This window comes from Flavobacterium sp. AK-301 (assembly GCF_058310215.1).
Window position 1 is genome coordinate 404,710 of the sequence record NZ_JBZEES010000002.1, and the last position, 23,274, is coordinate 427,983.

Consider the following 23,274-nt stretch of genomic DNA (forward strand, 5'->3'; position numbering starts at 1 on the left):
TTTTTAATGATTAATTTTATGATATTCAATCAGACCATCAATTGGTCGTCTTAAAACATTTCCTAAAGTTAATCCATTTTTTTTGAATATTACATCAAGTTCTTCTTTTAAATAAAAAGCGATAGAGCCTACAAAATGAACGGGTACTTCGCGGCAGTTATCGTATTGTGTAATATAATTATCTACGAAAATCTGCATATTCTCCAAAATCATTTTTTGACAAAACTCATGTTCTTTATGCTGAATCAGGAATTTTGCAAAAGTGGCTAAGTAAGCATTTGGATTTGGTTCTTTATACAGACTGTGTTTAATAACATCTGCATCCAGATCATGTACTTTTTCAAAATTATTTGCCAGATCTTTTGGCATTTTTCCGAAATAATAAGCTCTTATCAGTTGTTTGCCAAACTGGTTACCGCTACAATCATCCATTGCCATATAGCCTAAAGATTGTACTTTTTGATGTAATAATTCTCCATCAAAGAAGCTACAGTTCGATCCTGTTCCTAATATGGATACAATAGCGGGCTCATTATGTAAATTGGTTGCATATACTGCTGCATAGGTATCTTCTCTTACAAGAACCTTTGCGTTTGGAAAAAATTCTTCAAATATAGCTGCAAGAGCATTTTTCATTCTGTCTGTTCCGCATCCTGCACCATAAAAATATAAATGAGAAACATTTTTTCTGTTTTGCAGAATATCAAAACGGTCATTAAGTCTTGAGACCACTTCGTCTTTTTCTAATACTTCAGGGTTGAGACCCAACGTCTGGGATGTAAATAATTTATTACCATTTTCATCTAATGCGATCCAGTCTGCTTTTGTAGAACCGCTATCAACAAGTAAAACCATAAATTTAAAATAAACCCCGCTATTTTTCAATAACGGGGGAGTTATAAATAGATATTATATTATAAACGAGCGATATGAACAGACAGATCGATCAGTTTGCTTGAATAACCATATTCATTATCATACCAAGAGATAATTTTGAAGAAAGTAGAATTTAAACCGATTCCTGCTTTTGCATCTACAATACTTGTTCTTGGATCAGAGATGAAATCCTGAGAAACGACGTCATCTTCTGTATATCCTAAGATCCCTTTTAAAGAGGTTTCTGATTCTTTTTTAAGAACGCTCATAATTTCTGCATATGAAGTTTCTTTAGCCAATTTTACTGTCAAATCCACTGCGGATACATCAGCAGTCGGAACACGCATTGACATACCGGTTAATTTTCCGTTTAATTCCGGAATAACTTTACCCACCGCTTTTGCAGCTCCTGTACTTGCAGGAATAATGTTTAACAAAGCGGCTCTGCCTCCTCTAAAATCTTTTTTAGACGGACCATCTACCGTTAACTGAGTTGCTGTAGTAGCATGAACTGTTGTCATTAAGCCTTCAACAATACCAAAGTTATCATTGATTACTTTTACAAGAGGTGCTAAACAGTTCGTTGTACAAGAAGCATTAGAAACGATAGTATCATTAGCAGTTGCTTTTTCATGGTTTACTCCCATTACAAACATTGGTGCGTCTGCGGATGGTGCAGAAATAACTACTTTTTTTGCTCCTCCGTTAATATGTGCCTGTGCTTTTTCTAATGTTGTGAAGATTCCTGTACATTCTGCTACAACATCTACATTTACTTCATTCCATTTTAAAGCGGAAGGATCTTTTTCTGCTGTTACTCTGATCTCTTTATCATTTACAAAAAGCTTTCCGTCTTTTACTTCTACTTTTCCTGCAAATCTTCCGTGTACTGAATCATATTTTAATAAATATGCTAAATGATCTACATTCAACAAATCATTAATCGCAACTACTTCAACATTATCTCTGTTAAAAGACTCTCTGAAAACAATTCTTCCAATTCTTCCGAAACCGTTTATTCCAATTTTTACTTTTGACATCTTTTTACTTAATTTAATTTTACTATTCTGTTAATCATTCTACTCTTAAGTAGCCATTATTTCTGACACCCTCAATAATTCTCTATCAATTTCCGAATGCCCTTTTATTGCCTGTTCTAATGGAGTTAAACACATCTTGTCATTTAGTAATCCAACCATAAAACCGGATTTACCTTCTAACAGGGATTCAACTGCTTTTACACCAAAACGACTGGCAAGCACTCTGTCAAAACAAGAAGGTGCACCACCTCTTTGCATATGTCCTAAGACAGATACTCTGACATCATATTCCGGTAAATTTGCTTCTACATAATCTTTTAATTCGAAAACATTTTTACCTATTTTATCTCCTTCAGCGATTACAACAATACTGGATGACTTACCTGAAGCTTTACTTTTCTTGAGAGATTCCAGTAATCTTTCCAGACCCAGATCTTCTTCCGGTATCAATATCTCCTCTGCACCTGCTCCAATACCTGCATTTAAGGCAATATGCCCGGCATCTCTTCCCATTACTTCCACAAAGAATAAACGGTTGTGTGAACTCGCTGTGTCTCTGATCTTATCTATTGCTTCTACTACGGTGTTTAAAGCGGTATCATATCCTAAAGTATGACTGGTCCCAAAAATATCATTATCTATCGTTCCGGGGATTCCCATTATAGGGAAATCAAATTCTTTATTAAAAGTCAAAGCACCGGTAAAACTACCGTCTCCGCCAATAACCACTAAAGCATCTACTCCGGCATTTCTTAAGTATTTATGGGCTGTTTTTCTTCCTTCGGGAGTAATAAAATCTTTTGATCGGGCTGATTTTAAGACTGTACCGCCTTTGTTTACAATATTATTTACAGTACGAGGTCCCATTTCTTTAAAATCTCCTTCTATCATCCCCTGATACCCTCTATAAATACCAACACATTCTATATTATGATAAGCACATGTTCTTACTACAGATCGAATAGCAGCATTCATTCCGGGGGCATCACCTCCTGATGTTAAGACTCCAATTTTTTTTATTGTATCAGACATTATTTCATGTTTTGTTATGTAAATTTAATCAATATCTACCTCTTTTAACCCTATTTCTGCGATATTTTGATAAATGAAATCGATTTCAATCGATTTCGTTAATAAGTTTTTTTGGGTTTAAAGTTTAAGGTTGGCGGAACCAGATAAAAAGATTTAATAATCAAAAGATTTCTTTACGCTCTGGAAAATCGATTATAGGATATAATGAGTGCTATTGAAAAATTCTAAGATAGTAAGATATAATGATTGAAAGATTTATTTGTATACAAAAAATAAGATATATTCTATGTTTTTTTATTTCTTGGTTTAGAACAATTAACAGGGGGATCCAAACGATTGAAATACCTACAAGGTCAAAAAAAACCTTGTAGGATAAAAACCTTAGTCGCTCCGCTAACTTTCAAGCTTTCGACATTGAACTTTCGACTTATTAATATCTTAATCTTCTATTGCAGGAACATTTTCTATATTATGCTTCGGGTTATTACGAGAAGAACTGTTCCCTGAATTTCTCTTCTCAATCATTTTGATAAATTCAGGAGGTAAATCTGAATCTGGAAGATCATTAGTTGTATCCGTTTTAGATTTCTCTTCTTTTTCTTTTTTCGCTGCCTTATTTAATATCTTTCTAATTAATTCTTTGAAAGTATCAAAATCCGTCTGATATGAAACACCTATACCTTGAGTATAACCAATCCCTTCTCCAATGTAACTAATATCATTTTCTTTATTAAAGACTCTCGCATTTAAACTTCTGTCTTCATTTAATCGAAGTAATATCTCAACGTCTCCTACAACAACGGATTCTTCTGCTCCCCCAACCGGAACTCCCAGTTTACCATTTATTGCTATATTATCATTTAGTTGTGTAGAAATATTAACTCCAACCCTTCCGTCTGTTTCATTCCCTGGTGTTCTGGTTCCCTGAGCATAAGTTACTCCTACTTTAAATTTACCGTCTTTATCTGAGAAAATATCATCAAACAAACTACTTGCTGTTTCAAACAAACTACCGGTTAAAGCACTTGATCCCGCATTGTCTCCACCCAGGAAACTACCGGAAGCCAATAAATAAAATGCCTGCGTCTGTCTAGTGTCTTTATTATCCAGTTTATATTGTATCTCTGATTTTATAACAGAACTTACTCCCGGGAATTCGATATTAAAATCAGAATCCGGATTGCTCAGATTACCGGTCAGGTTAATAACCACTTCAACGGGGGTTTTTCTGTTAAATGTAGGATTATCTAATAAAACTGCCGGATTTGCTTCTGTTTTATAAACTGCCTGAATATTTAATACGGCTCGAAGCGGATCACCTTCCCAATTGATATAACCACCGTTTTTCACAGCAAAACGTTTGTCTATCAAACCTCCAAATTTAAAATTATAAAATCCTTCATAGGCTTGGAAATTACCATACATCTGAAATTTTCCGGCACTATTAATATTCAGTAATATAGTACCAAATCCTTTCCCTATAATACCATGTCCTGTATTTTTGTCGATCTGAATCTCTACCTCTGCATCCGGTGTAATATCCAGGTTGAACTCCAGTTCCAGTCCGCCATAATCTTTTTCTTCCTGTACAATGCCTTTTTGCAGATTATATTTTTCTTTTGGCGACAGAAAATGAATATAAGAACTATTCCCTACGGCTTCAGAATTATTTATAGGTATTTTTAAACTGGTCCCTTTTTCAGATTTTGCATTTACTTTAATTACCAGTGCCTTTGTTGGTCCTTTTAATGTTGCATTCCCTTTTATATAGGCAATACCATAATAAGCGGCATCATCGGAATCTTTAGTATCCAGAACTAACAATCTTGAAGAGCTAATCCCCAGATCTAATTCCCAGTTACTAAAATTCTTATGTTTAATACTTCCCGTTAGTTTCCCTTCTGTTTTATATTTTGTATCGATCATTGTAATATTCCTGAACAACAACTGATTATTGGTCAGATCAATTGTTGCATTTTTCTCAAAATCATAATCAATATTCAAATATGGAATTTTCATCCCTGCCTGATTTAAATAAATCCTTCCGTTGATCTCCGGTTTCTTGACATTTCCTTCAAAACTGATTCTGCCGGTTGCCAGTCCGCGAAGATCAGAAATTATACTTCCTCCTAACGGAGCAAATGCAGCGAGTTTAAACTCATCAAACTTAATGTCCAGCGCTAACAAAGTTTGCCTGTCTACAACCTCTAAATTTCCTCTGGCAGAGAAGGATTCAAAATTGTCATTTACCAGATAGGTATTAATATTGAACTTTCTTAATGATTCTTCTCCTTTAATTTCTAATTTCAAATCTCCTAAAAGAACCTTATTAATCATCAGTTCATTAATTTCTATAGATGAAGTAGGCTGATAGACATTCTTATTCTGTTTGAAATTAATATTTCCGTTCAGTTTACCATCAATATGCAAACTGTCTATTGAAGGTGTAATTTTAGCAACATCTACGTCTCTAAACGAAAGGTTCAGATCCTTATAAGTCGAATCTTTCATCATCCCGAATAATTCAACATTCTGATTATCATGAGACATTATGATCTTATCAATTTCAATATCTGTTAAGGATTTATTGAAGACAATCTTATTTCCGTCATCTTCTTTTTCATTTAGGAACCAAATATGATTCTTAAAATTGATCTCTGATTTCAGGAATCCTACAACTGATTTTTTATCTTCATTAATGGTGTGAAATAAATTCAGATCATAATGGTCATCATTCTTATTTCCTCCGTTAAACTCTGATCTGATAAATAGCGTATCATTTTCGGTTACATTAATTAAGCTAAAATCAGATATTTTATAACGTTTTGTTCTAACACTGTCCATTTCGACATAAGCGTTATATAGCGGATTTTTATTGTCAATTTTTATATTGATATTACTGAAATAATTCTGAAAAGCTTCAATATTCGGTGAACTGAAGTCAAATTTAAAATCTCCTTTATCAGCATTAACATATCCTCTGATAAAGGTGTTATTTCCTAATGATATTTCCGGAAAGAAAATTTCAATTATTTTATTGTAGATTGTAAAATTAAATTTCAGAAACTGTCCCGGAAGCACTTTATACGGAGAATAGTTTGTGTATAAACTACCTAATGCATTCTCAAATAATTTAGGTAACTGTTCATATTTATACTTCCCTATAATTTTTCCTTCGATAATATCAGGTGAATTAATGGATATTGTTCTTACTTTATTTTCATCAAAATCAGATTCAATAGTAAAATCATCAAAATAATAATGATAATTGTTTTTTTGATAGGATGTTTTACTAATATTAAAAGTACCATGAAGATCTTCAAAAGTATTTCCTACCATATTTATTTTCAGATCTCCTTTAAAAATAGAGACAGAATCTTTTTCTACAAGATTTAATTTATGCAGATCGGCATAATCAATTTGAAGATGAAAATCATATTTTCTCTCTCTCTGGGTCAAATCCAGTAAACCGTTAAACGACATTTTTAAATTAGCATCATTCATATTTACCAGCCCTTCAAAATATGGCTTTTTTAGTTTACCGTCTATAATAATATTTTCATATACATAACCTTTATAGACTATGCTTTCAACAGTTCCTTTTATAATAGAGTTCACATGTTTTTCATCAAAACCTTTTCCGTCAACATCCACATTCAGATTAACCAGCCCTAAATCTTTCTGATCCAGTAAATGCCCTGCTTCAAAGTTATTTACTGTAATATTTCCTTTATAAGTAGCATCTTCAATGTTATTGATATTAGTCATTACCATGTCTGTGGTCATTTCTCCTATTTCGGAATTCATTGCTAAATTCGCATCAATAGTCGACTTTGTCATTTCGATTGTGCCCACAATATCAAACTGTCCCAGTTTTTCCAATATAGCAGGGAGTTTTTCACCCAGAACTCTTGGCAGCAGTATTTTTATAGTATTATAATTTGAGGACAGATGATCCAAATCTCCTTTTATATAAAAAGACTGATCTTCTGATCCGAATAAGTTTTTAAAGTTTAACTGCCCTTTAATAATAGAATTATTAGTATCGGTCAGATCCAGATCATTCAATAACAGATTGTTCAGAGTTCCTGTTACATGTGTATTGATCGTTAATTGCTGCTTTTTACCAAATTCATTATAAAAATAATTTAGATCTGTAGTAGATACAGAAGCGGTATCCAATTTTATATCTACGTTTACTTTATCAGTAAAATTAGCCAGATCGCCCTCTTTAAATGTTAATGCTATATCACCTGCTAATACTGAATTAGTGGTTATGACATCTAGTTCTTTCAGCAGAATACTTTCTTTTGTAAGGTTAAATTTTGTTTTAAAATTTTCAATGAAAATACCTCTGTGATCTAAAAGGGATAGTTTCTGTATATCTGCTCCGATATCGCTTCCTACAATGCTAAAACCTTTAAGGTCTGAATTCATTTTCTTTAAATCCAATGCTTTTGGATTAGCTGCATTTTCATTAATCAGAGAAAAATGACTGTTCGTCACATAGATATGTTTTGCTTTTAAAATAAATGGATCTTTAGAAGGCGGTTTTCCGGAATCGAACAGTTCTATAAACTTATTAATATTCGCTTCATCTTCTCCTTTATAAGTTTTCAGATTAAAAAACAATCCGTCTATTCGTAATGTTCCAAAAACAAGTTTCCCGGTAGCAAAACTCTGTATTCTGCGCAGCGTTAATAAATCAGGTATATTAGTCTTTATTCTGTTAACATAGATAAGAGTATCTTTATGATGATCTTTTATCAGTACTTTTTTTAGTTTTATACCTCCAAAAACGGATATGGCGACCTGATCAATGTTCAGGTCTGTTTTCAGACTCTCATTAAGTTTTTCAGTAACATAATGTGCTATTGCAGTTTGTACCGGAGGTAAGGTCAGGGCTATACCTGAGAGTAGCAAAAGCAGGATAAATCCTATTATTGTACGAAATAGTATTTTTTTAAATTTTTTGATACTCCTAATTGTTTTAAATTTGTCAAATATAATTCAAAATCTTTGCCCTTCTATGGGAAACTCATCAGTTTTTTTATTAGCTATCGAATCTTCATGTGATGATACTGCTGCTGCTGTACTTCACAATGACAAAATACTGTCAAATGTGGTAGCAAATCAGAGTATTCATAACGAATTCGGCGGTGTTGTTCCGGAATTAGCTTCGAGAGCACACCAGCAAAATATTGTCCCTGTTGTCGAAATGGCCTTACGTAAGGCAAATATCGAAAAAAAACAGTTAACTGCCATAGCTTTTACACAAGGACCCGGATTAATGGGATCTTTACTTGTGGGAAGCTCATTTGCCAAGTCATTAGCATTAGCACTGAACATTCCTCTACTGGCTGTTAATCATATGCAGGCTCATATATTAGCGCATTTTATAGATGAAGAAGGATTCGATAAACCGGAATTTCCTTTTCTGGCACTGACAATAAGCGGCGGGCACACTCAGATAGTTAAAGTTAATACTTTTTTTGATATGGACATCATTGGTCAAACAACAGACGATGCTGTTGGCGAAGCCTTTGATAAAAGTGCCAAAATACTGGGTCTTCCCTATCCCGGTGGTCCTCTAATCGATAAACATGCTCAGTTGGGTAACCCAAAGGCATATACTTTTACGAAACCGAGGGTTCCGGGACTTGATTTCAGCTTTAGCGGACTGAAAACAGCTATTTTATATTTTGTTCAGAAACAAACGACACTAAATCCAAAGTTTGTAGAAGAGAACTTAAATGATATATGTGCTTCTATACAATATACAATCGTTTCTATATTAATGGATAAATTAAAATTAGCGATAAAAGAAACAGGAATTACTCAAATCGCTATTGGTGGTGGTGTTTCTGCTAATTCGGGGATTCGCACAACACTCAAGGAAGCTGAAAAAAAATACGGCTGGAAAACATTTATTCCTAAATTTGAATATACAACGGATAATGCTGCTATGATAGGGATTGTGGGCTATCAGAAATATTTACATAATGATTTTGATGCTGCTTCTGTAATTTCAAAAGCACGGATTGAATTTTAATTCATGAATCTATTAAGATATATCTTATGACAATGGTAACAATACTAATAAACTTTTAAACATTAAAAATCAAACTTACAATATTATGCAGTTATTTTATAATCCGGATCTCAACGCTGATCTTAATGAATTTTCTTTTGACAAGGAAGAAAGTAAACATATTGTAAAGGTACTGCGTAAAAAAGACGGGGATGTACTTTATGTAACGAATGGCTCTGGTGAATTATTCACTACAGAAGTTATGGTTGCTTCAGATCGAAAATGTACTGTAAAGATCACAAACAGAGAACAAAAACCCCCTGCGCCTTATTATCTGCATTTAGCAGTGGCTCCAACAAAAATGAACGATCGTTTTGAATGGTTTCTGGAAAAAGCAACGGAAATGGGAATACAGGAAATAACACCGATTATCTGCGACCATTCAGAACGAAAGATTATCAAGACGGATCGTTTTGATAAAATAATTCAGTCAGCAATGAAACAGTCTTTGCAATGTTATCTCCCAAAACTGAACCAACCGGTAACATTCACTGAATTCACAGCAACTCCCCGGGAAGGGATTCTATGTATAGCACATTGTGAGGATACAAATAAAAAAACCTTAAAAAATATTCTGCAGCCAAAGCAACACATTACAATACTGATCGGTCCGGAAGGCGATTTCTCAGGAAAAGAGATACAAAAGGCGCTGAGCAACAATTATATTCCGATATCACTTGGACATACCCGTTTGCGCACTGAAACAGCTGCGGTTGTAGCGGTTCACAGCATTGTTTTTGTTAATGAAAAATAGTTAAATTCAGAACTTTACTTATGAAAAAAATAATCCTGATTCTACTCTCCTGCTATTCTGTTACGATGATTTCACAGGAAATTGCTCTGGTAAAATATAATGGTGGCGGTGACTGGTACGGCAACCCTACTTCTCTACCTAACCTGATCCGGTTCTGTAATCAGAATATCAATACTAAAATAGCCCCTAAACCGGCAACAGTAGAACCGGGAAGCCCAGATTTGTTCTCCTATCCTTTTGTACATTTAACGGGACATGGAAATGTGTTCTTTAATGATTATGATGTTAAGAACTTACATAATTACCTGGTTTCGGGTGGTTTTCTACATATTGATGATAATTACGGTATTGATCAGTATATCCGAAAAGAAATGAAAAAGGTATTCCCAAATAATGATTTTGTTGAGCTTCCTGCTTCTCATCCTATTTTTCAGGGACCTTACTCCTTTCCTGCCGGTTTACCTAAAATTCACGAACATGATAATAAACGCCCGCAGGCATTTGGTATTATCATAGAAGGCAGGTTGGTTTGTTTGTATACGTATGAATGTGACCTGGGTGACGGATGGGAAGATGAAGAGGTTCATAACGACCCAAAAGAAATTAGAGAAAAGGCACTGAAAATGGGTGCCAATATTATAAACTACGTGTTTAACCATTGATTGAATCTGATGCAGACACAACTCAGCCATCAACAAACCTCGTTTGAAAAACATACTTTTCCAATCATACTGGTCTGTGACAGTATCTATTTTCAGGATAATATAGGTTCCATTTTCAGAATTGGAGAAGCCTTTGGTGTTGAAAAGATCTTATTTCTGGGCAATCCCGTTCAGTTCAATTATCGAAAAATAAACCGAACTTCCAGAAATACTCATAAATTAATCCCGTATCAGATATTTGAAAAACAAAAAGAGCTAATCACGCATTTACAGCAAAACAATCTGCATTGCATTGCGTTGGAAATTACAGATGAAAGTAAAAATATCAAAAAAGTACAACTTCCTAAAGAACAGAAAATAGCACTTATCATCGGCAGTGAAATCAACGGGATCAGCTCTGAATTTCTCCATATTGCAGATCAAACAGTACATATCACAATGTATGGTGCTAACAGCAGTATGAATGTAGTGCAGGCTACAAGTATTGCGCTTTATGAAATAACAAATCTCCTTAGTTAGTTGATAGTTGATAATGGATAGTTGATAGTTTTAGATGGCGGTTATTAGTTAGTTATAATGAATAATTTTTTGGTTTAAGGTTTAAAGTTAGCTCCGCTGGTTAACGGAACTACAAATAACATTTTACATCTCACAAACTATCAATTAATTTGGTATAAGATATTTTCTATACCCTCTTTTTACTTTACCAAAGCATTTCGTTTCCACACAACCCAATTATCAACTAAAAACTATCAACTATCCATTATCAACTATCAACTAAACGTGAGTAGCTGTATTTGCTATATAACAGATAAACAGCGATTTATTTTTTTTAACATTTTGTATAATAAATTTTTTTATCTAAAATAATTGTTATAAAATTGTTACATATTTAACCAATCCATTTTTTTAACAAACTTAACTTATTTATTTATGAAAAAAATCACTCTTTTCATGATGATTGCTGTTGCTCTTGCATCATGCAACAAAGATGAAACAACAACAACAGCTGAGGCTGTAGATTTGGCAACCCCTACTGCAAGAAAATGTGCAACAATGACTGTTCTTGAGGAACAATTAAGAACAGATCCTTCTTTAGCTTCAAGAATGCAGGCTATTGAAACCGCTTCTGAAAGCGCTATTCAGAACAAACGCCTTGTGAACGGTGTTATTGAGATCCCTGTAGTATTTAATATCCTTTACAGAACAGCTGCTGAAAACATCTCATTAGCTCAAATCCAATCACAGATTGATGTTCTTAATGAGGATTATAATGCTACTAACTCTGATTACGGTCTGGTTCCTGCTTTATTCTCCGGTTTAAAAGCAAATATCGGAATCCGATTTGTACTGGATGCAGTAAATCGTAAACAAACAAATAAAACTTCCTGGTCTACTAATGATGCTATTAAGAAAACGGTTCAGGGAGGTCTAAACCCTACTACTCCTACTACTAAACTGAATATCTGGGTTGGTACGCTTTCAGGAGGTGTATTGGGCTATGCTCAGTTCCCTGGAGGTAGTTCTGCTACGGATGGTGTTGTATTATTAAACACAGGAACGGGAAGAACAGGAACAGCAGCTGCTCCTTTCAACAAAGGAAGAACCGCAACACATGAAGTGGGTCACTGGCTAAACCTAAGACACATTTGGGGTGATGCTACCTGTGGTAATGATCAGGTTGCTGATACACCATTACACAACACTGCAAATTACGGAGTGCCTGCTTATCCTCATTACAGTACCTGTACAGGAACTCCTGTGGAAATGACCATGAATTACATGGATTATGTGGATGATGCGGGAATGTATATGTTCTCTGTGGGACAAAAAGACAGAATGCTTGCTACTTTTGTTTCAGGAGGCGGAAGATATTCTTTTGCTCAGTAAACCTATATTAAAATAATTCAGAAAAATGAAATCAGATGGAATTCTGTGATCAATTTGAATTATTTTTAGATACAAAATATGAAAAGGGATTGTCCAATTTATTTGGGCGGTCCCTTTTTGAATTACCATTCATCAGAAAGAGTTTGATCAATAAGCCTGTATTTCAAAAATACGGTGCAGATATAAAAATCTATTTTTAAAGCATACTATTGTACAATAGTCAGTTTTTTTATTATCTTTCGAAAAGCTGTATATTTAATTTAAATCTAAACCGGATATCGTATGTTCAGTTCAAAAGTAATTTCCAACGGAATAATAAGAGCCATTATTACCTTACTTGCTATAAGTTTGATTATCTATTTTCTTTATGAGATAAAATCTTTATTTATCTATTTGTTCATTGCTCTGGTGGTTACTCTGATTGCTAACCCTTTTGTGAAGTTCTTTAACAGCAAGTGCAAATTTCCCAGAACTATAGCTATTATTGTTACACTGGTTCTTATATTACTGATACTGGTTGGTTTCATTATGATGTTTGTGCCACTGATTATTACTCAGGCAGAGAACCTGTCTTTACTGAATACTGTTGCTCTGGAAAAAAATATTATGAATCTGTTAGACCAGATCAACAACTATTTTTCAGGACATAATATTAATGCTGAAAACCTACTGATGGATTCAAAAATCAGTTCTAAACTAAATTTTAATTTTGTTCCGGTATTCCTGAATGCACTTTTAAATACATTAAGTGATGTGGGTGTCGGAATTGGAGCTGTTCTGTTCAGTACTTTTTTCTTTTTAAAGGATAAAGAAATGTTTATCCGAAATTTTAAAAGGATATTACCGGATGAACATGAGGAAAAAATATTAATTTCTATAGAAAAAACCAATCATCTGCTGAGTCGTTACTTTATTGGACTTATTATACAATTAACAATCCTGTTTCTACTGTATCTGGTCATACTGCTTATTTTTGGCGTTGAAAATGCTTTTATTATTGCTTTCTTATCAGCGATTCTGAATATTATCCCGTATATCGGTCCTTTAATTGCCAGCGTACTGGTATGTGTTCTGACGATGCTTGGAAATATTGGAGCAGAATCACAGGCAGATATGATCTATACTGCTCTATATGTATTAATCGGATATTGTATTGTACAACTAATCGATAATAATATCAGTTCACCTATCATATTTTCAAACAGTATCAACTCCCACCCGCTAGAAATCTTTTTTGTTATTCTGATTAGTGGATATATTACAGGGATACTGGGAATGATTTTGGCTATTCCTATCTATACTGCTTTTAAAGTAGTCGCCAAGGAATTCTTTCCAAAAAATACTATAATAAAAATTCTAACTAAAAATATATAATTTTGTTTTCTTCTCTTTTAAAACCTGAAATACAACAATTTATCAATGATAATACGGAAAAAGAAACTTCAAAGTTAGCGTTACAAAAAAACCCTTTTCCGGACAGTAACTGGATTGACATTATTAATCAGATCACAGCAAGAAATAAGGCGAAAAACAAACTACCTACCTGGTTCTCTGCTAACAATATTATTTATCCGGGAAAAATTTCTGTAGAACAAACCTCTTCGGAACAAACGGCTGTTTATAAAGCGGATCTAATCGAAGGAGAATCGCTAATTGATCTTACCGGTGGTTTTGGGGTAGATGATTATTATTTTTCAAAAAAAGTAAAGCATCTGGTACATTGTGAGATTAATAAAGAACTTTCGGCTATTGTACAGCACAACTTCAAACAACTGAAAGTCAATAATGTTGAATGTCTTACAGGTGACAGTACAGCCCTGCTGAAAGAACTGAACCGCTGTTGGGACTGGATTTATATTGATCCTTCAAGAAGAAATGACCATAAAGGCAAAGTATTCATGCTGAAAGACTGCCTGCCCAATGTTCCGAAACTACTGGAATTCTATTTTAAATATACTTCCAATATTTTAATAAAAACTGCCCCAATATTAGATATCAGTTCAGGTATTGGTGAATTACAGTATGTAAAAAGTATCCACATTGTTGCAGTCAATAATGAAGTAAAGGAACTGTTATGGGAATTGTCAAAAGGATATAATGAAGACTACAGTATTAAAACAATTAATATTACAAAGGAAGGGATAGAAACGTTCAATGCTACTCCTGCTGTTCTTACAAATGTAAGTTATAGTCTTCCAAAAAAATATCTGTATGAACCGAATAGCGCCATTATGAAATCAGGTGCTTTTGATGCTGTTGGAGTCTATTATAAAGTGGATAAATTACACCGGCACTCACATCTTTATACTACGGATGAACCAGTCGATTTTCCCGGAAGGATATTTGAAATCTGTCAGGTTATTCCGTATCAGAAAAAAGAAATAAAAACGTTCTTAGAAGGGAAAAAAGCTAATATTACTACCCGGAATTTTCCGGACAGCGTTGAAAATATTCGGAAAAAATGGAAAATAAAAGATGGTGGGGATCACTATTGTTTTTTTACAACAGACCTGAATTCTGCCAAAATAATACTAATTTGCACAAAATTAAAATAATGAAATATGTATTGCTTACCGTCTTTTTATCGCTACATTTTGCAGAATTCTCACAGGCTTCCTATGATTATAAAGTAAATGTTAATGATTCTCTGGGAAGTTTAAAGGAAACAGCACAATACCATGATGCGAATTAATTATAGTGGCGGAGCTGTAGATTATATCTTAAAAAAAGAATTAAAATCTGAAGTAATCGACGAAACTTTTGAACCGGAACGCTATTTTATTAATTTCTTTAAATGTATTGAATAATAATAAACACTTTTCGGAAATCCTTTATTTCTGAAAAGTCCTAAATATAATAAGTATGAAACCAGACTGGATTGAATTATTACAAAGTGAAAAAACAAAACCTTATTTTCCTAAATTGCAAAAATTTGTAAAGGAAGCCTATAAAAACAGTACTGTTTATCCACCAAAAGCAGAGATCTATAACGCATTTGCCTTAACAGGCTATCAGGAAACTAATGTTGTTATCCTGGGGCAAGACCCTTATCACGGACCACACCAAGCCCATGGATTAAGTTTTTCTGTTGTTTCTCCTGAAGCAAAATTTCCACCTTCTTTACGAAATATGTTCAAAGAATTGGAAGCGGATTTAGGTATAAAAAGAACAAATCTGAACTTAACGGACTGGGCGGAACAAGGTGTATTAATGCTGAATACAGTTTTAACGGTTCAGGCAGCCAGCGCAGGTTCACATCGTGATCAGGGATGGGAAGAGTTTACAAATCATATTATCAATTTGTTAAATCAAAAAAATGAGCCCGTTGTGTTTTTACTCTGGGGTGCTTATGCAAAGAAAAAAGTGACCTTAATTACTAATCCGATTCATAAGATTATTACCGGAGTGCACCCAAGTCCACTTTCTGCGCATGCGGGATTCTTTGGCAGTAAACCTTACAGTAAAATTAACACCTATCTGGAAGAAGCCGGAAAAAAAACAATTCAGTGGTAAACTTAAAAAAGGTTCGTAGGCTTGTTTAAGGAGCAAAGTTGCAGAGGTAAAAAGATATAGAAGCAATTAAAATTATATTTTTCCTGCTGAAATTAAAAAATATATCCTTAAAAGAAAATTTCTTTTAAGGATATATTTTATTCATAATATTATAATGCAAAAGAATAAGAAAAACAAAATATAGTTTAACTCTCCAATCCTAAAATCTATCCATAACACTACTACAGATCAATAGGCCATTATTTTTATTCCTTTTGAAAACCTTGATCCACCAGGTCGAGATATTCCAAACTCAAAAGATGTACCGTGTGGTAATCCAAAACTAGAAGCTGGTTTTTTAAAAATCATTCGAATTTCATCTCCTTTATTAAAACTTTTTACAGCAGCAGGAACTACTACAGTACTGGTATATGCCCCTACGCCTATCGAAAATGTTAAAAATCTTGAAGCAGCAAAATCTATCCATTTATCTGTAGAAACTTCTTTATATTGTATAATAATATTTACAGCTACTCCAAATTTGTCAAAATCTGCTGAATATGTTGTAGGTATAGTTGCTCCGGCCTGATAATTAACAAAACCGCTAACTTCATATACGCCACCCTCTTTTAGAACAAAACCACTTATAATACCCGGCAACTCATAGTTATAACTTACTATATTATTTGTCATAATATCCGAATTCTTCCATTCTACAAGACGCACATTCCCTTTATTAAAATCCGTTGCTTCAGTACCGTTTGGCTGATATTTTTGAGCTACAACTGACTGAGCAAATAATGCTTTTGAAGGAATCCTAAGAGTTGCTCCTATTTTTCCGACTTCATCTATAACAAGAACTTTTGAATCTGGTATTCCCAAAGGTGCATCCTCTAAAATCATGTTCCCTTTAACATGTAAGGTAGCCTGAGGATCAATTGTGTTTATTCCTGTTTTTTGTGCATAAACAGAAATTACATACAATGGTAGTAGAAAAATTATTTTTTTTAATAGTGATATTGAATACATCAAATTTAGATTTTAATAAAATAAAAATATTTTTTATTTCGGAATGCAAAAAAAGAAAAAAAAAACAGTTCATGAATAAAAAAATAGAGTCATTAAGAGGCGTCTTTGTTTTTTTTATTTAAAAACACTTCAAAAACATTTATTTTGTATTATAATTATCTATTTTACAGATTAATACGCTATTATTTTCATCCCTTTTGAAAACACTGCCCCACCGGGTCTTGATACTCCGAAAACTGAAGCTGTAGCGTGTGGTAATCCAAAATCAGAAGTAGGTCTTTTAAAAATCATTCGAATCGCATCCCCTTTATTAAATCTCCTTATAGAAGGAGGAACAATTATAGAGGCAGCAGTTCTTCCCACAGTTGAACCATTAAATAAAAATCTTGAAGTAGCAAAATCTTTCCAGACATCTGTAGAAGCTTCAAGATATTGTATAGTAACATTTACACCTACTGCACTTTCCTCTCTGATTCTAGTATATGTTAATGACTGTGTTGCTCCGGGTACATAATTTATATAACCACTAACCTCATATACACCCTCTTCTTTAAATATAAAAGTATATGATGTCGTATTAAAATTTACAATATTGTTGGTTATAATATCTTCTACACCCCATTCTACAATACGCGGATTTCCTTTATTAAAATCTGTTGCTTCAGCAGAATTTTCGGCATATTCTTGGTCCTTTTCTGACTGAATAAAAAGTATTTTTGCAGGTATACTGGGAGCTGTCCCTATTTTACCGGCATTATTTACTACAAGAACTTTTGATTCTGATGTTTCCAGAGGTGTATTCTTTATAATCATATCGCCTTCAACATGTAAAGTAGCCTGAGGGTCTTTTGTATTTATTCCTGTTTTTTGTGCATGTACAAAAACTACAGATAATAATAATGATGGTAAAATTATTTTTGTTAATAGGGGTATTGGATTCATAATTATAAATTTATAATGTGAAATAAATTACTTTTTTACTTAAAAATACAGTTTATAAGAATTGTTATATAGGTAGAAAAAAGAGGTTGTAGAAACTTTGCGATATTATATAATAACAGTATAGTATTATAAGACTTACTATACCTAGAGAAATTAACATTGATTGAGTTCTTTTTGGACTAATAATTAATACATCCGCTAGCTTCATACACCTTCCTTCTTCTTTATTACCTCAAAAAACACCTTATATGTGTAAATTATAGTGCAAAAAAACGAAATAAACAACAAATAAACAAATAAAAATAGAGTCATAAGGAGTCGGTAGTATCTGTAAATGACTATTTTAGAGCATATTATGATTTTAATGTTATATATTATATGTTATAAAATGTAAATTTTAAAAAATACTGTAGCAAAAAAAGTATTCTATTAATAATTTTGTTATAATTATATTCAATAGTCAACAAAAAATATTAAAAAATCTATTCGCACTCCCATTTAAAATTAGAAATGGAATCATTGATTGCTCCTTTCAGATTATAATGCCACCATTCTGAATTAATAGCTCTGAAATTATGTTTTTGCATTATTTCTTTCAATATTTCTCTGTATGCTAAAATATCTTCTGGAAAATCTTTGTAATTATGGTGCCCTTCGGGTCCAAAAAAATCAAACGAAGTTCCCATATCCAGTTCATTTCCCACATCATCGACTAAAGTTAAATCAACTGCTCCTCCTCTATTGTGTATAGAACCTCTCATGGGACTTGCTACATAATTAGTCCGTGGTAGTATTTCCCACATTTTTTTTTGAATATCTAAAGGTCTGTAGCAATCAAAAATTTTAATTCTATAGCTCAGAAGCATAAAATCTTCATTGGCTTTAAGCAATGCTCTTACTGTTTTAGCTCTCAAATAACATTCAGGACAATCATAAAATTTCGTTTTAAAAAAATTATCTTCTGTTGCATATTTCAGATCAAAAAGAAAATCTTTACTGAATGCACTTAGTTTTACAAAAACAGTATCATTATAGTCAGCTATATTAAGTAATGTTTCTTCTTCCAGCGCTATTTCTTCTTTTACATACGGAATAACGGGTTCTTCTTCTTCTTCTTCTTCTGTTTCAATCTCTTCAACAGGTATTTCCTGAGATTCTTCTACTTCTTTTTTGCAGGAGAAAATGGTTAATACTATAACTAAAATAATAATGGGTAATCTAAAATTCATAAACAGTTTTGTCAATAGGTATAAAGATACCTTTTTTGTAAAATATTTTTTGTTAAACAGAAAGCAAAAGACACTATTAGTCGGCAAAAATAACTTATAAAAACAAAAATACTAATTAGAGGCAGGCACTTTTAAAAATAATAGTAAATAAGACTATTAATAAACTCTATTTATTTTTATAAGTCTCGAGTATAAAGTTCAGTCTTGACTCTAACATTTTATATTCTTTTTTTAATTTTTCGGACATAATACTGGTACGATCTCCACGCAACGATTTTCGTATATAGTCTAAAGAGAAACCATAACGCTCTTTTAATGCTTTAAGTATCTCTCTGTTGTATTTATCTCTTTTCTCTATAATTTTTGTCATCTCCTGATTATCTATAAACTGTTTTAAAATAACTAAATAGTTTTAATATATTCAATTTTTGTATCACTAAATGATTCACAAAGAAAGTAAATATTTCCACGTCTTCAAAATAAAGATACTGAAATTTACTATTTTAAAATGATTATTATTTTAAAATATTGATAATCAATTGATTATATAAAAAGCTCTTTAATGTTTTATTACATTAAAGAGCTTAGAAATATTACTTTTAAAGTTTATGAATATTTATATAAAAGAATTAAAATTAAAATTAAAATTAATTCTGTCTCGTTTTTAAATTCTTTTTTATTATTTATTTTTATAATTCTCTAAAACAGCAGTTAATTTAGCTTCTAATAATTCATAATCAGTTTTTAGTTTTTCAGCCATAATACTTTTACGATTTCCTGATAATGACTTTCGTATATAATCCAGTGAAAAACCATAGTACTCTTTTAAAGCATTAAGAATTTCTTTATTATAAATTTTTTTTTTTTCTATTGTATTATTATCCATTCATTTAAATAATTAAATTATATAGCGCTTTTTATAATATCGCTGAACCTGTTACAATTATACATAATATCCTAAAAATAAACAATAGTATTCAGAAAAACATTAAAAAAACACGAAAGATCGTATCAAATACTCTTGATAATGTAATCAGTAGTATTTGATACGTTTTTAATTTCAGAATTTCATTCTCTGAATTCTGACAGCATTAAAAATAGCTAGTAAAGCAACTCCTACATCTGCAAAAACAGCTTCCCACATTGTTGCAATTCCTCCTGCTCCCAGAACCAATACAACTATTTTTACTACAAATGCAAGAATAATATTCTGCCATACAATCTGTTTTGTCTTCTTTCCAATATTTATTGCTGTGAATATCTTAGAAGGCTGATCATTCTGAATTACAATATCAGCTGTTTCAATTGTAGCATCACTTCCTAGTCCTCCCATAGCAATTCCGGCATCAGCTAACGCAATTACAGGAGCATCATTCACTCCATCTCCTACAAAGGCTAGTTTTAATCCTTTCTGCTTCAGATATTCTACTTTTTCTACTTTATTTTCAGGCAACAAATCACCATAAGCTTCATCTATATTCAACTGTTTTGCAACAGCGGTTACAACAGCTTGTTTATCGCCGGAAAGCATCACTGTTTTTATATTTAACAAATGAAGTTTTTTAATAGCTTCTTCAGCATCTTCTTTTATTTCATCGGCTATCAGAAAATATCCTATATACTTATTGTTCAGAGCTGTTATTATAATGGTAAATGGAATTTTTTCAATTTCTCTATCATAATCAATTTCTAGTTTTTTCATTAATTTGATATTTCCTACAGCAATCAAGTTTCCATCCACTTTTCCTGTTAGTCCGTGACCTGCAATTTCTTTTACATCAGTTATGACCACGGTTTTTTCAGTTCCTTTTGCATATTCGATAATTGCAGTTCCTACAGGGTGTGTGGATTTTGTTTCCAGAGCGGCTGTATATTTTATCATATCTTCTTCAGCAATATCTACAGCAACCACCTTCTGGACCTTAAATACTCCTTTTGTCAGTGTGCCGGTCTTGTCCATTACAACAGTTCGGACAGATGCCATAATATCCAGAAAAGTAGCTCCTTTAAACAAAATACCGTTTTTACTAGCAGCTCCTATCCCTCCAAAATATCCTAACGGAATAGAAATCACTAAAGCACAAGGACAGGAAATTACCAGAAAGACCAGAGCTCGGTACAACCAGTCTCTAAACAAATACTCTTCTACTATGAAATAAGGAACTAAACACAGTAATACAGCTAATACTACTACTATTGGAGTATAAATTGCTGCAAATCGGGTAATGAACTGCTGTGTTTTAGATTTACGACTGGTCGCTTCCTGTACCATTTCTAAAATTTTTGACAATTTACTATCTGTGTAATAACTAGTTACCTCGACATCAACAACAGACTGAAGATTAATCATTCCCGCCAATACGGTTTCTCCTTTTCGTTTAGTATCCGGTTTACTTTCCCCTGTTAAAGCTGCTGTATTAAAACTTCCGGATTCAGATAATAAAATGCCATCCAGAGCGATCTTTTCACCGGCTTTTGCCTGAATAATTTCTCCAGGGTTAACTGTTTCTGCTTTTACAGTTTGGATCATATTATTTCGAAGTACACTTACTGTATCCGGACGAACATCCAAAAGAGCTTTGATATTTCGTCTGGAACGATTTACAGCGGCTTCCTGAACTAGTTCTCCTACAGTATAGAACAACATAACAGCAACCCCTTCAGGATATTCTTTAATCAGAAAAGCACCTACTGTTGCAATCGACATCAGTAAAAATTCATTAAAGACCTGTCCTTTAATTATACTTTTTAAAGCCTGAAGAATTACAGGCCCTCCTACTAACAGAAAAGATACCAGATACCAGATAAATCGTATTGTTCCCTGAAAAAAGGATGTATCGAACTGATCGAACAGAATTCCTGCTATGAATAACACAAAACTTAGTGTAACAGGAAACCATTCTTTATAATTTTGAAAAAAAGTCTGTTGAGAGCCTTCCCCACAATGACCTGAATGACAATGTTCTGACATATTTTTTTAGTTAATAATTGATAATATATAAATCAATGCTCATGACCGCCACCACCTTCGCTTTTTAACAAATGACTCTGGATATAATAAGCACCTTTTAAAACTATTCTTGCATGATCGTCTATTTTCTGTAATGGTGTTACCTGAACATAGCCTAACTGAGAGGTACCGCTTTTTACTTCTACTCTCTGAAAATGATAATTTTCAGCTTTAGTTGTTTTACTATCATCATCATGTTCATCCTCTAAGATAAAGATAAATTCTCTTCCATCTGCTTTTATTACAGCTTCAATTGGCAATGCCTGTACCTGGCTGGCTCCTATATCAATCAGAGCATTTACATACATGCCCGGAATCAGTATTTGTTTTTCATTAATTATATCTGCATGAACAGCAACTGATTTTGTTTCATTTTCAAATGCTTTTCCAACGCTGAATACTTTTCCTTCTATAGCAGAATTTCCTTGGTTAGTCAGAATAAACTGGATTTTTTGTCCTGTCTTTACCCTCTGAAGATCTTTTTCATATACTAACAGATCAACATGCATTTTTGAATTATCCACAATATTAAAAATAGGTTTTCCCACGTCGGCATTAGTCCCTATTTTAATTGTAATTCCTGTAATATAACCGGATATAGGAGCTATTATCGGAATAGTAGATGATATTGTTTCTGATCCACTCAAATTTAAGGTATTCAATTGTTTTTGTAAAGAATTAAAACGAGCTTTTTCAATTTCATAATCTGATTTTGTTTTCTGATAAATCTTTTTAGAATTAACATTCTCATCACTTAGTGTCTTTTGTCGATCATATTCCAGTGTAAGATATTCCAGATTACTTTTTGAGGTCAAGTATGCTTCATGTAAGCGGGTAAATTCTAAACTTTCAATAGTTGCCAGAACCTGTCCTTTTTTGACATACTGCCCTTCAATTACCTGAATTGTTTTTACTACTCCGGGCATATGTACTGAAACATCTGCCTGATTCTGTGGTGGCAACTTTGTATATCCGTTCGTATTAATCACTTCACTCAAATTTTTCATAGAAAAGGTACCTACTGTAATCCCTGCTGCTTTATACTGAATATCATTTAAAGCGACCTCTTTGTGTGCGGCTGTATCTTCAGTCGTTTCTGTAATTGTATTCTCATTCTCTGTGTGGTCATGATCCTTTTCTGCTAAAGGACGAAAAACAAAATAGGATATAATAATAATTCCTATTACTGCTATACTGCTATATATAAGATTGTTTTTTTTCATTTTT

21 protein-coding genes are annotated in these 23,274 nt (G+C 32.9%); 10 read left to right on the top strand and 11 right to left on the bottom strand.

The annotated features are described in order from the left end of the window. Nucleotides 1–3 precede the first annotated feature (3 nt). The 4 genes from AC4FQX_RS05315 to AC4FQX_RS05330 all read right to left on the bottom strand — a co-directional run bounded on the left by AC4FQX_RS05315 (nt 4) and on the right by AC4FQX_RS05330 (nt 7,871). A complete protein-coding gene (locus AC4FQX_RS05315; protein WP_491166637.1) occupies nt 4–855 on the bottom strand; it encodes an N-acetylglucosamine kinase in 852 nt (283 codons plus the stop codon). Between the two features lie 59 nt (nt 856–914). Next, nucleotides 915–1,916, bottom strand: coding sequence for a type I glyceraldehyde-3-phosphate dehydrogenase (gap, locus tag AC4FQX_RS05320; RefSeq protein ID WP_491166638.1), 1,002 nt, complete (start codon nt 1,914–1,916; stop codon nt 915–917). A 45-nt stretch (nt 1,917–1,961) separates the two neighbouring features. Continuing rightward, nucleotides 1,962–2,948: a 6-phosphofructokinase gene (gene pfkA / locus AC4FQX_RS05325; RefSeq protein ID WP_491166639.1), complete on the bottom strand. Its 987-nt coding sequence runs from the start codon at nt 2,946–2,948 to the stop codon at nt 1,962–1,964. A 438-nt stretch (nt 2,949–3,386) separates the two neighbouring features. Further along, complete coding sequence (locus AC4FQX_RS05330; RefSeq protein ID WP_491166640.1) at nt 3,387–7,871, bottom strand: translocation/assembly module TamB domain-containing protein; 4,485 nt, start codon at nt 7,869–7,871, stop codon at nt 3,387–3,389. Nucleotides 7,872–7,977: 106 nt separating this feature from the next. On the opposite strand from AC4FQX_RS05330, the gene tsaD reads away from it, so the two are divergent. From tsaD to AC4FQX_RS05380, 10 genes are all read left to right on the top strand, one after another. Continuing rightward, complete coding sequence (gene tsaD, locus AC4FQX_RS05335) at nt 7,978–9,000, top strand: tRNA (adenosine(37)-N6)-threonylcarbamoyltransferase complex transferase subunit TsaD (protein WP_491166641.1); 1,023 nt, start codon at nt 7,978–7,980, stop codon at nt 8,998–9,000. Between the two features lie 85 nt (nt 9,001–9,085). Next, nucleotides 9,086–9,793 carry a 16S rRNA (uracil(1498)-N(3))-methyltransferase gene (locus AC4FQX_RS05340; RefSeq protein WP_491166642.1) on the top strand — a complete coding sequence of 236 codons (708 nt, stop codon included), beginning with the start codon at nt 9,086–9,088 and terminating at the stop codon, nt 9,791–9,793. Between the two features lie 20 nt (nt 9,794–9,813). After that, nucleotides 9,814–10,455, top strand: a complete 642-nt coding sequence (locus AC4FQX_RS05345; RefSeq protein WP_491166643.1) for a DUF4159 domain-containing protein — start codon at nt 9,814–9,816, stop codon at nt 10,453–10,455. A 9-nt stretch (nt 10,456–10,464) separates the two neighbouring features. Continuing rightward, on the top strand, nt 10,465–10,974 hold the full coding sequence (locus tag AC4FQX_RS05350) for a TrmH family RNA methyltransferase (RefSeq protein ID WP_491166644.1): 510 nt from the start codon (nt 10,465–10,467) through the stop codon (nt 10,972–10,974). A gap of 414 nt (nt 10,975–11,388) precedes the next feature. Further along, nucleotides 11,389–12,345 carry a zinc metalloprotease gene (locus AC4FQX_RS05355; protein ID WP_491166645.1) on the top strand — a complete coding sequence of 319 codons (957 nt, stop codon included), beginning with the start codon at nt 11,389–11,391 and terminating at the stop codon, nt 12,343–12,345. A gap of 282 nt (nt 12,346–12,627) precedes the next feature. Next, entirely contained in the window at nt 12,628–13,719 is a 1,092-nt protein-coding gene (locus AC4FQX_RS05360; RefSeq protein ID WP_491166646.1) for an AI-2E family transporter, read from the top strand. A 2-nt stretch (nt 13,720–13,721) separates the two neighbouring features. Next, complete coding sequence (locus AC4FQX_RS05365) at nt 13,722–14,900, top strand: THUMP-like domain-containing protein (protein WP_491166647.1); 1,179 nt, start codon at nt 13,722–13,724, stop codon at nt 14,898–14,900. Continuing rightward, nucleotides 14,900–15,037 carry a hypothetical protein gene (locus AC4FQX_RS05370; protein ID WP_491166648.1) on the top strand — a complete coding sequence of 46 codons (138 nt, stop codon included), beginning with the start codon at nt 14,900–14,902 and terminating at the stop codon, nt 15,035–15,037. Before AC4FQX_RS05365 ends, AC4FQX_RS05370 begins: the two co-directional genes overlap by 1 nt. Further along, nucleotides 15,024–15,152, top strand: a complete 129-nt coding sequence (locus AC4FQX_RS05375; RefSeq protein WP_491166649.1) for a hypothetical protein — start codon at nt 15,024–15,026, stop codon at nt 15,150–15,152. Before AC4FQX_RS05370 ends, AC4FQX_RS05375 begins: the two co-directional genes overlap by 14 nt. Nucleotides 15,153–15,207: 55 nt before the next feature. Further along, nucleotides 15,208–15,858 (top strand): uracil-DNA glycosylase, encoded by a 651-nt coding sequence (locus AC4FQX_RS05380; RefSeq protein ID WP_491166650.1) that lies wholly within the window; start codon nt 15,208–15,210, stop codon nt 15,856–15,858. A 228-nt stretch (nt 15,859–16,086) separates the two neighbouring features. Here the strand turns inward: AC4FQX_RS05380 and AC4FQX_RS05385 are convergent, their stop codons facing one another. The 7 genes from AC4FQX_RS05385 to AC4FQX_RS05415 all read right to left on the bottom strand — a co-directional run bounded on the left by AC4FQX_RS05385 (nt 16,087) and on the right by AC4FQX_RS05415 (nt 23,270). After that, on the bottom strand, nt 16,087–16,866 hold the full coding sequence (locus AC4FQX_RS05385; protein WP_491166651.1) for a hypothetical protein: 780 nt from the start codon (nt 16,864–16,866) through the stop codon (nt 16,087–16,089). A gap of 171 nt (nt 16,867–17,037) precedes the next feature. Further along, complete coding sequence (locus AC4FQX_RS05390; RefSeq protein ID WP_491166652.1) at nt 17,038–17,808, bottom strand: hypothetical protein; 771 nt, start codon at nt 17,806–17,808, stop codon at nt 17,038–17,040. Nucleotides 17,809–18,290: 482 nt separating this feature from the next. Beyond that, on the bottom strand, nt 18,291–19,037 hold the full coding sequence (locus AC4FQX_RS05395) for a M15 family metallopeptidase (protein WP_491166653.1): 747 nt from the start codon (nt 19,035–19,037) through the stop codon (nt 18,291–18,293). 166 nt (nt 19,038–19,203) lie between these two features. Beyond that, on the bottom strand, nt 19,204–19,407 hold the full coding sequence (locus AC4FQX_RS05400; protein ID WP_491166654.1) for a hypothetical protein: 204 nt from the start codon (nt 19,405–19,407) through the stop codon (nt 19,204–19,206). A gap of 309 nt (nt 19,408–19,716) precedes the next feature. Further along, nucleotides 19,717–19,923 (bottom strand): hypothetical protein, encoded by a 207-nt coding sequence (locus AC4FQX_RS05405; protein ID WP_491166655.1) that lies wholly within the window; start codon nt 19,921–19,923, stop codon nt 19,717–19,719. A 174-nt stretch (nt 19,924–20,097) separates the two neighbouring features. Further along, complete coding sequence (locus AC4FQX_RS05410; RefSeq protein WP_491166656.1) at nt 20,098–22,008, bottom strand: heavy metal translocating P-type ATPase; 1,911 nt, start codon at nt 22,006–22,008, stop codon at nt 20,098–20,100. A gap of 32 nt (nt 22,009–22,040) precedes the next feature. Next, the gene (locus AC4FQX_RS05415; RefSeq protein ID WP_491166657.1) at nt 22,041–23,270 is read right to left on the bottom strand and encodes an efflux RND transporter periplasmic adaptor subunit; all 1,230 of its coding nucleotides are present in this window, start codon (nt 23,268–23,270) and stop codon (nt 22,041–22,043) included. Nucleotides 23,271–23,274: the final 4 nt, after the last annotated feature.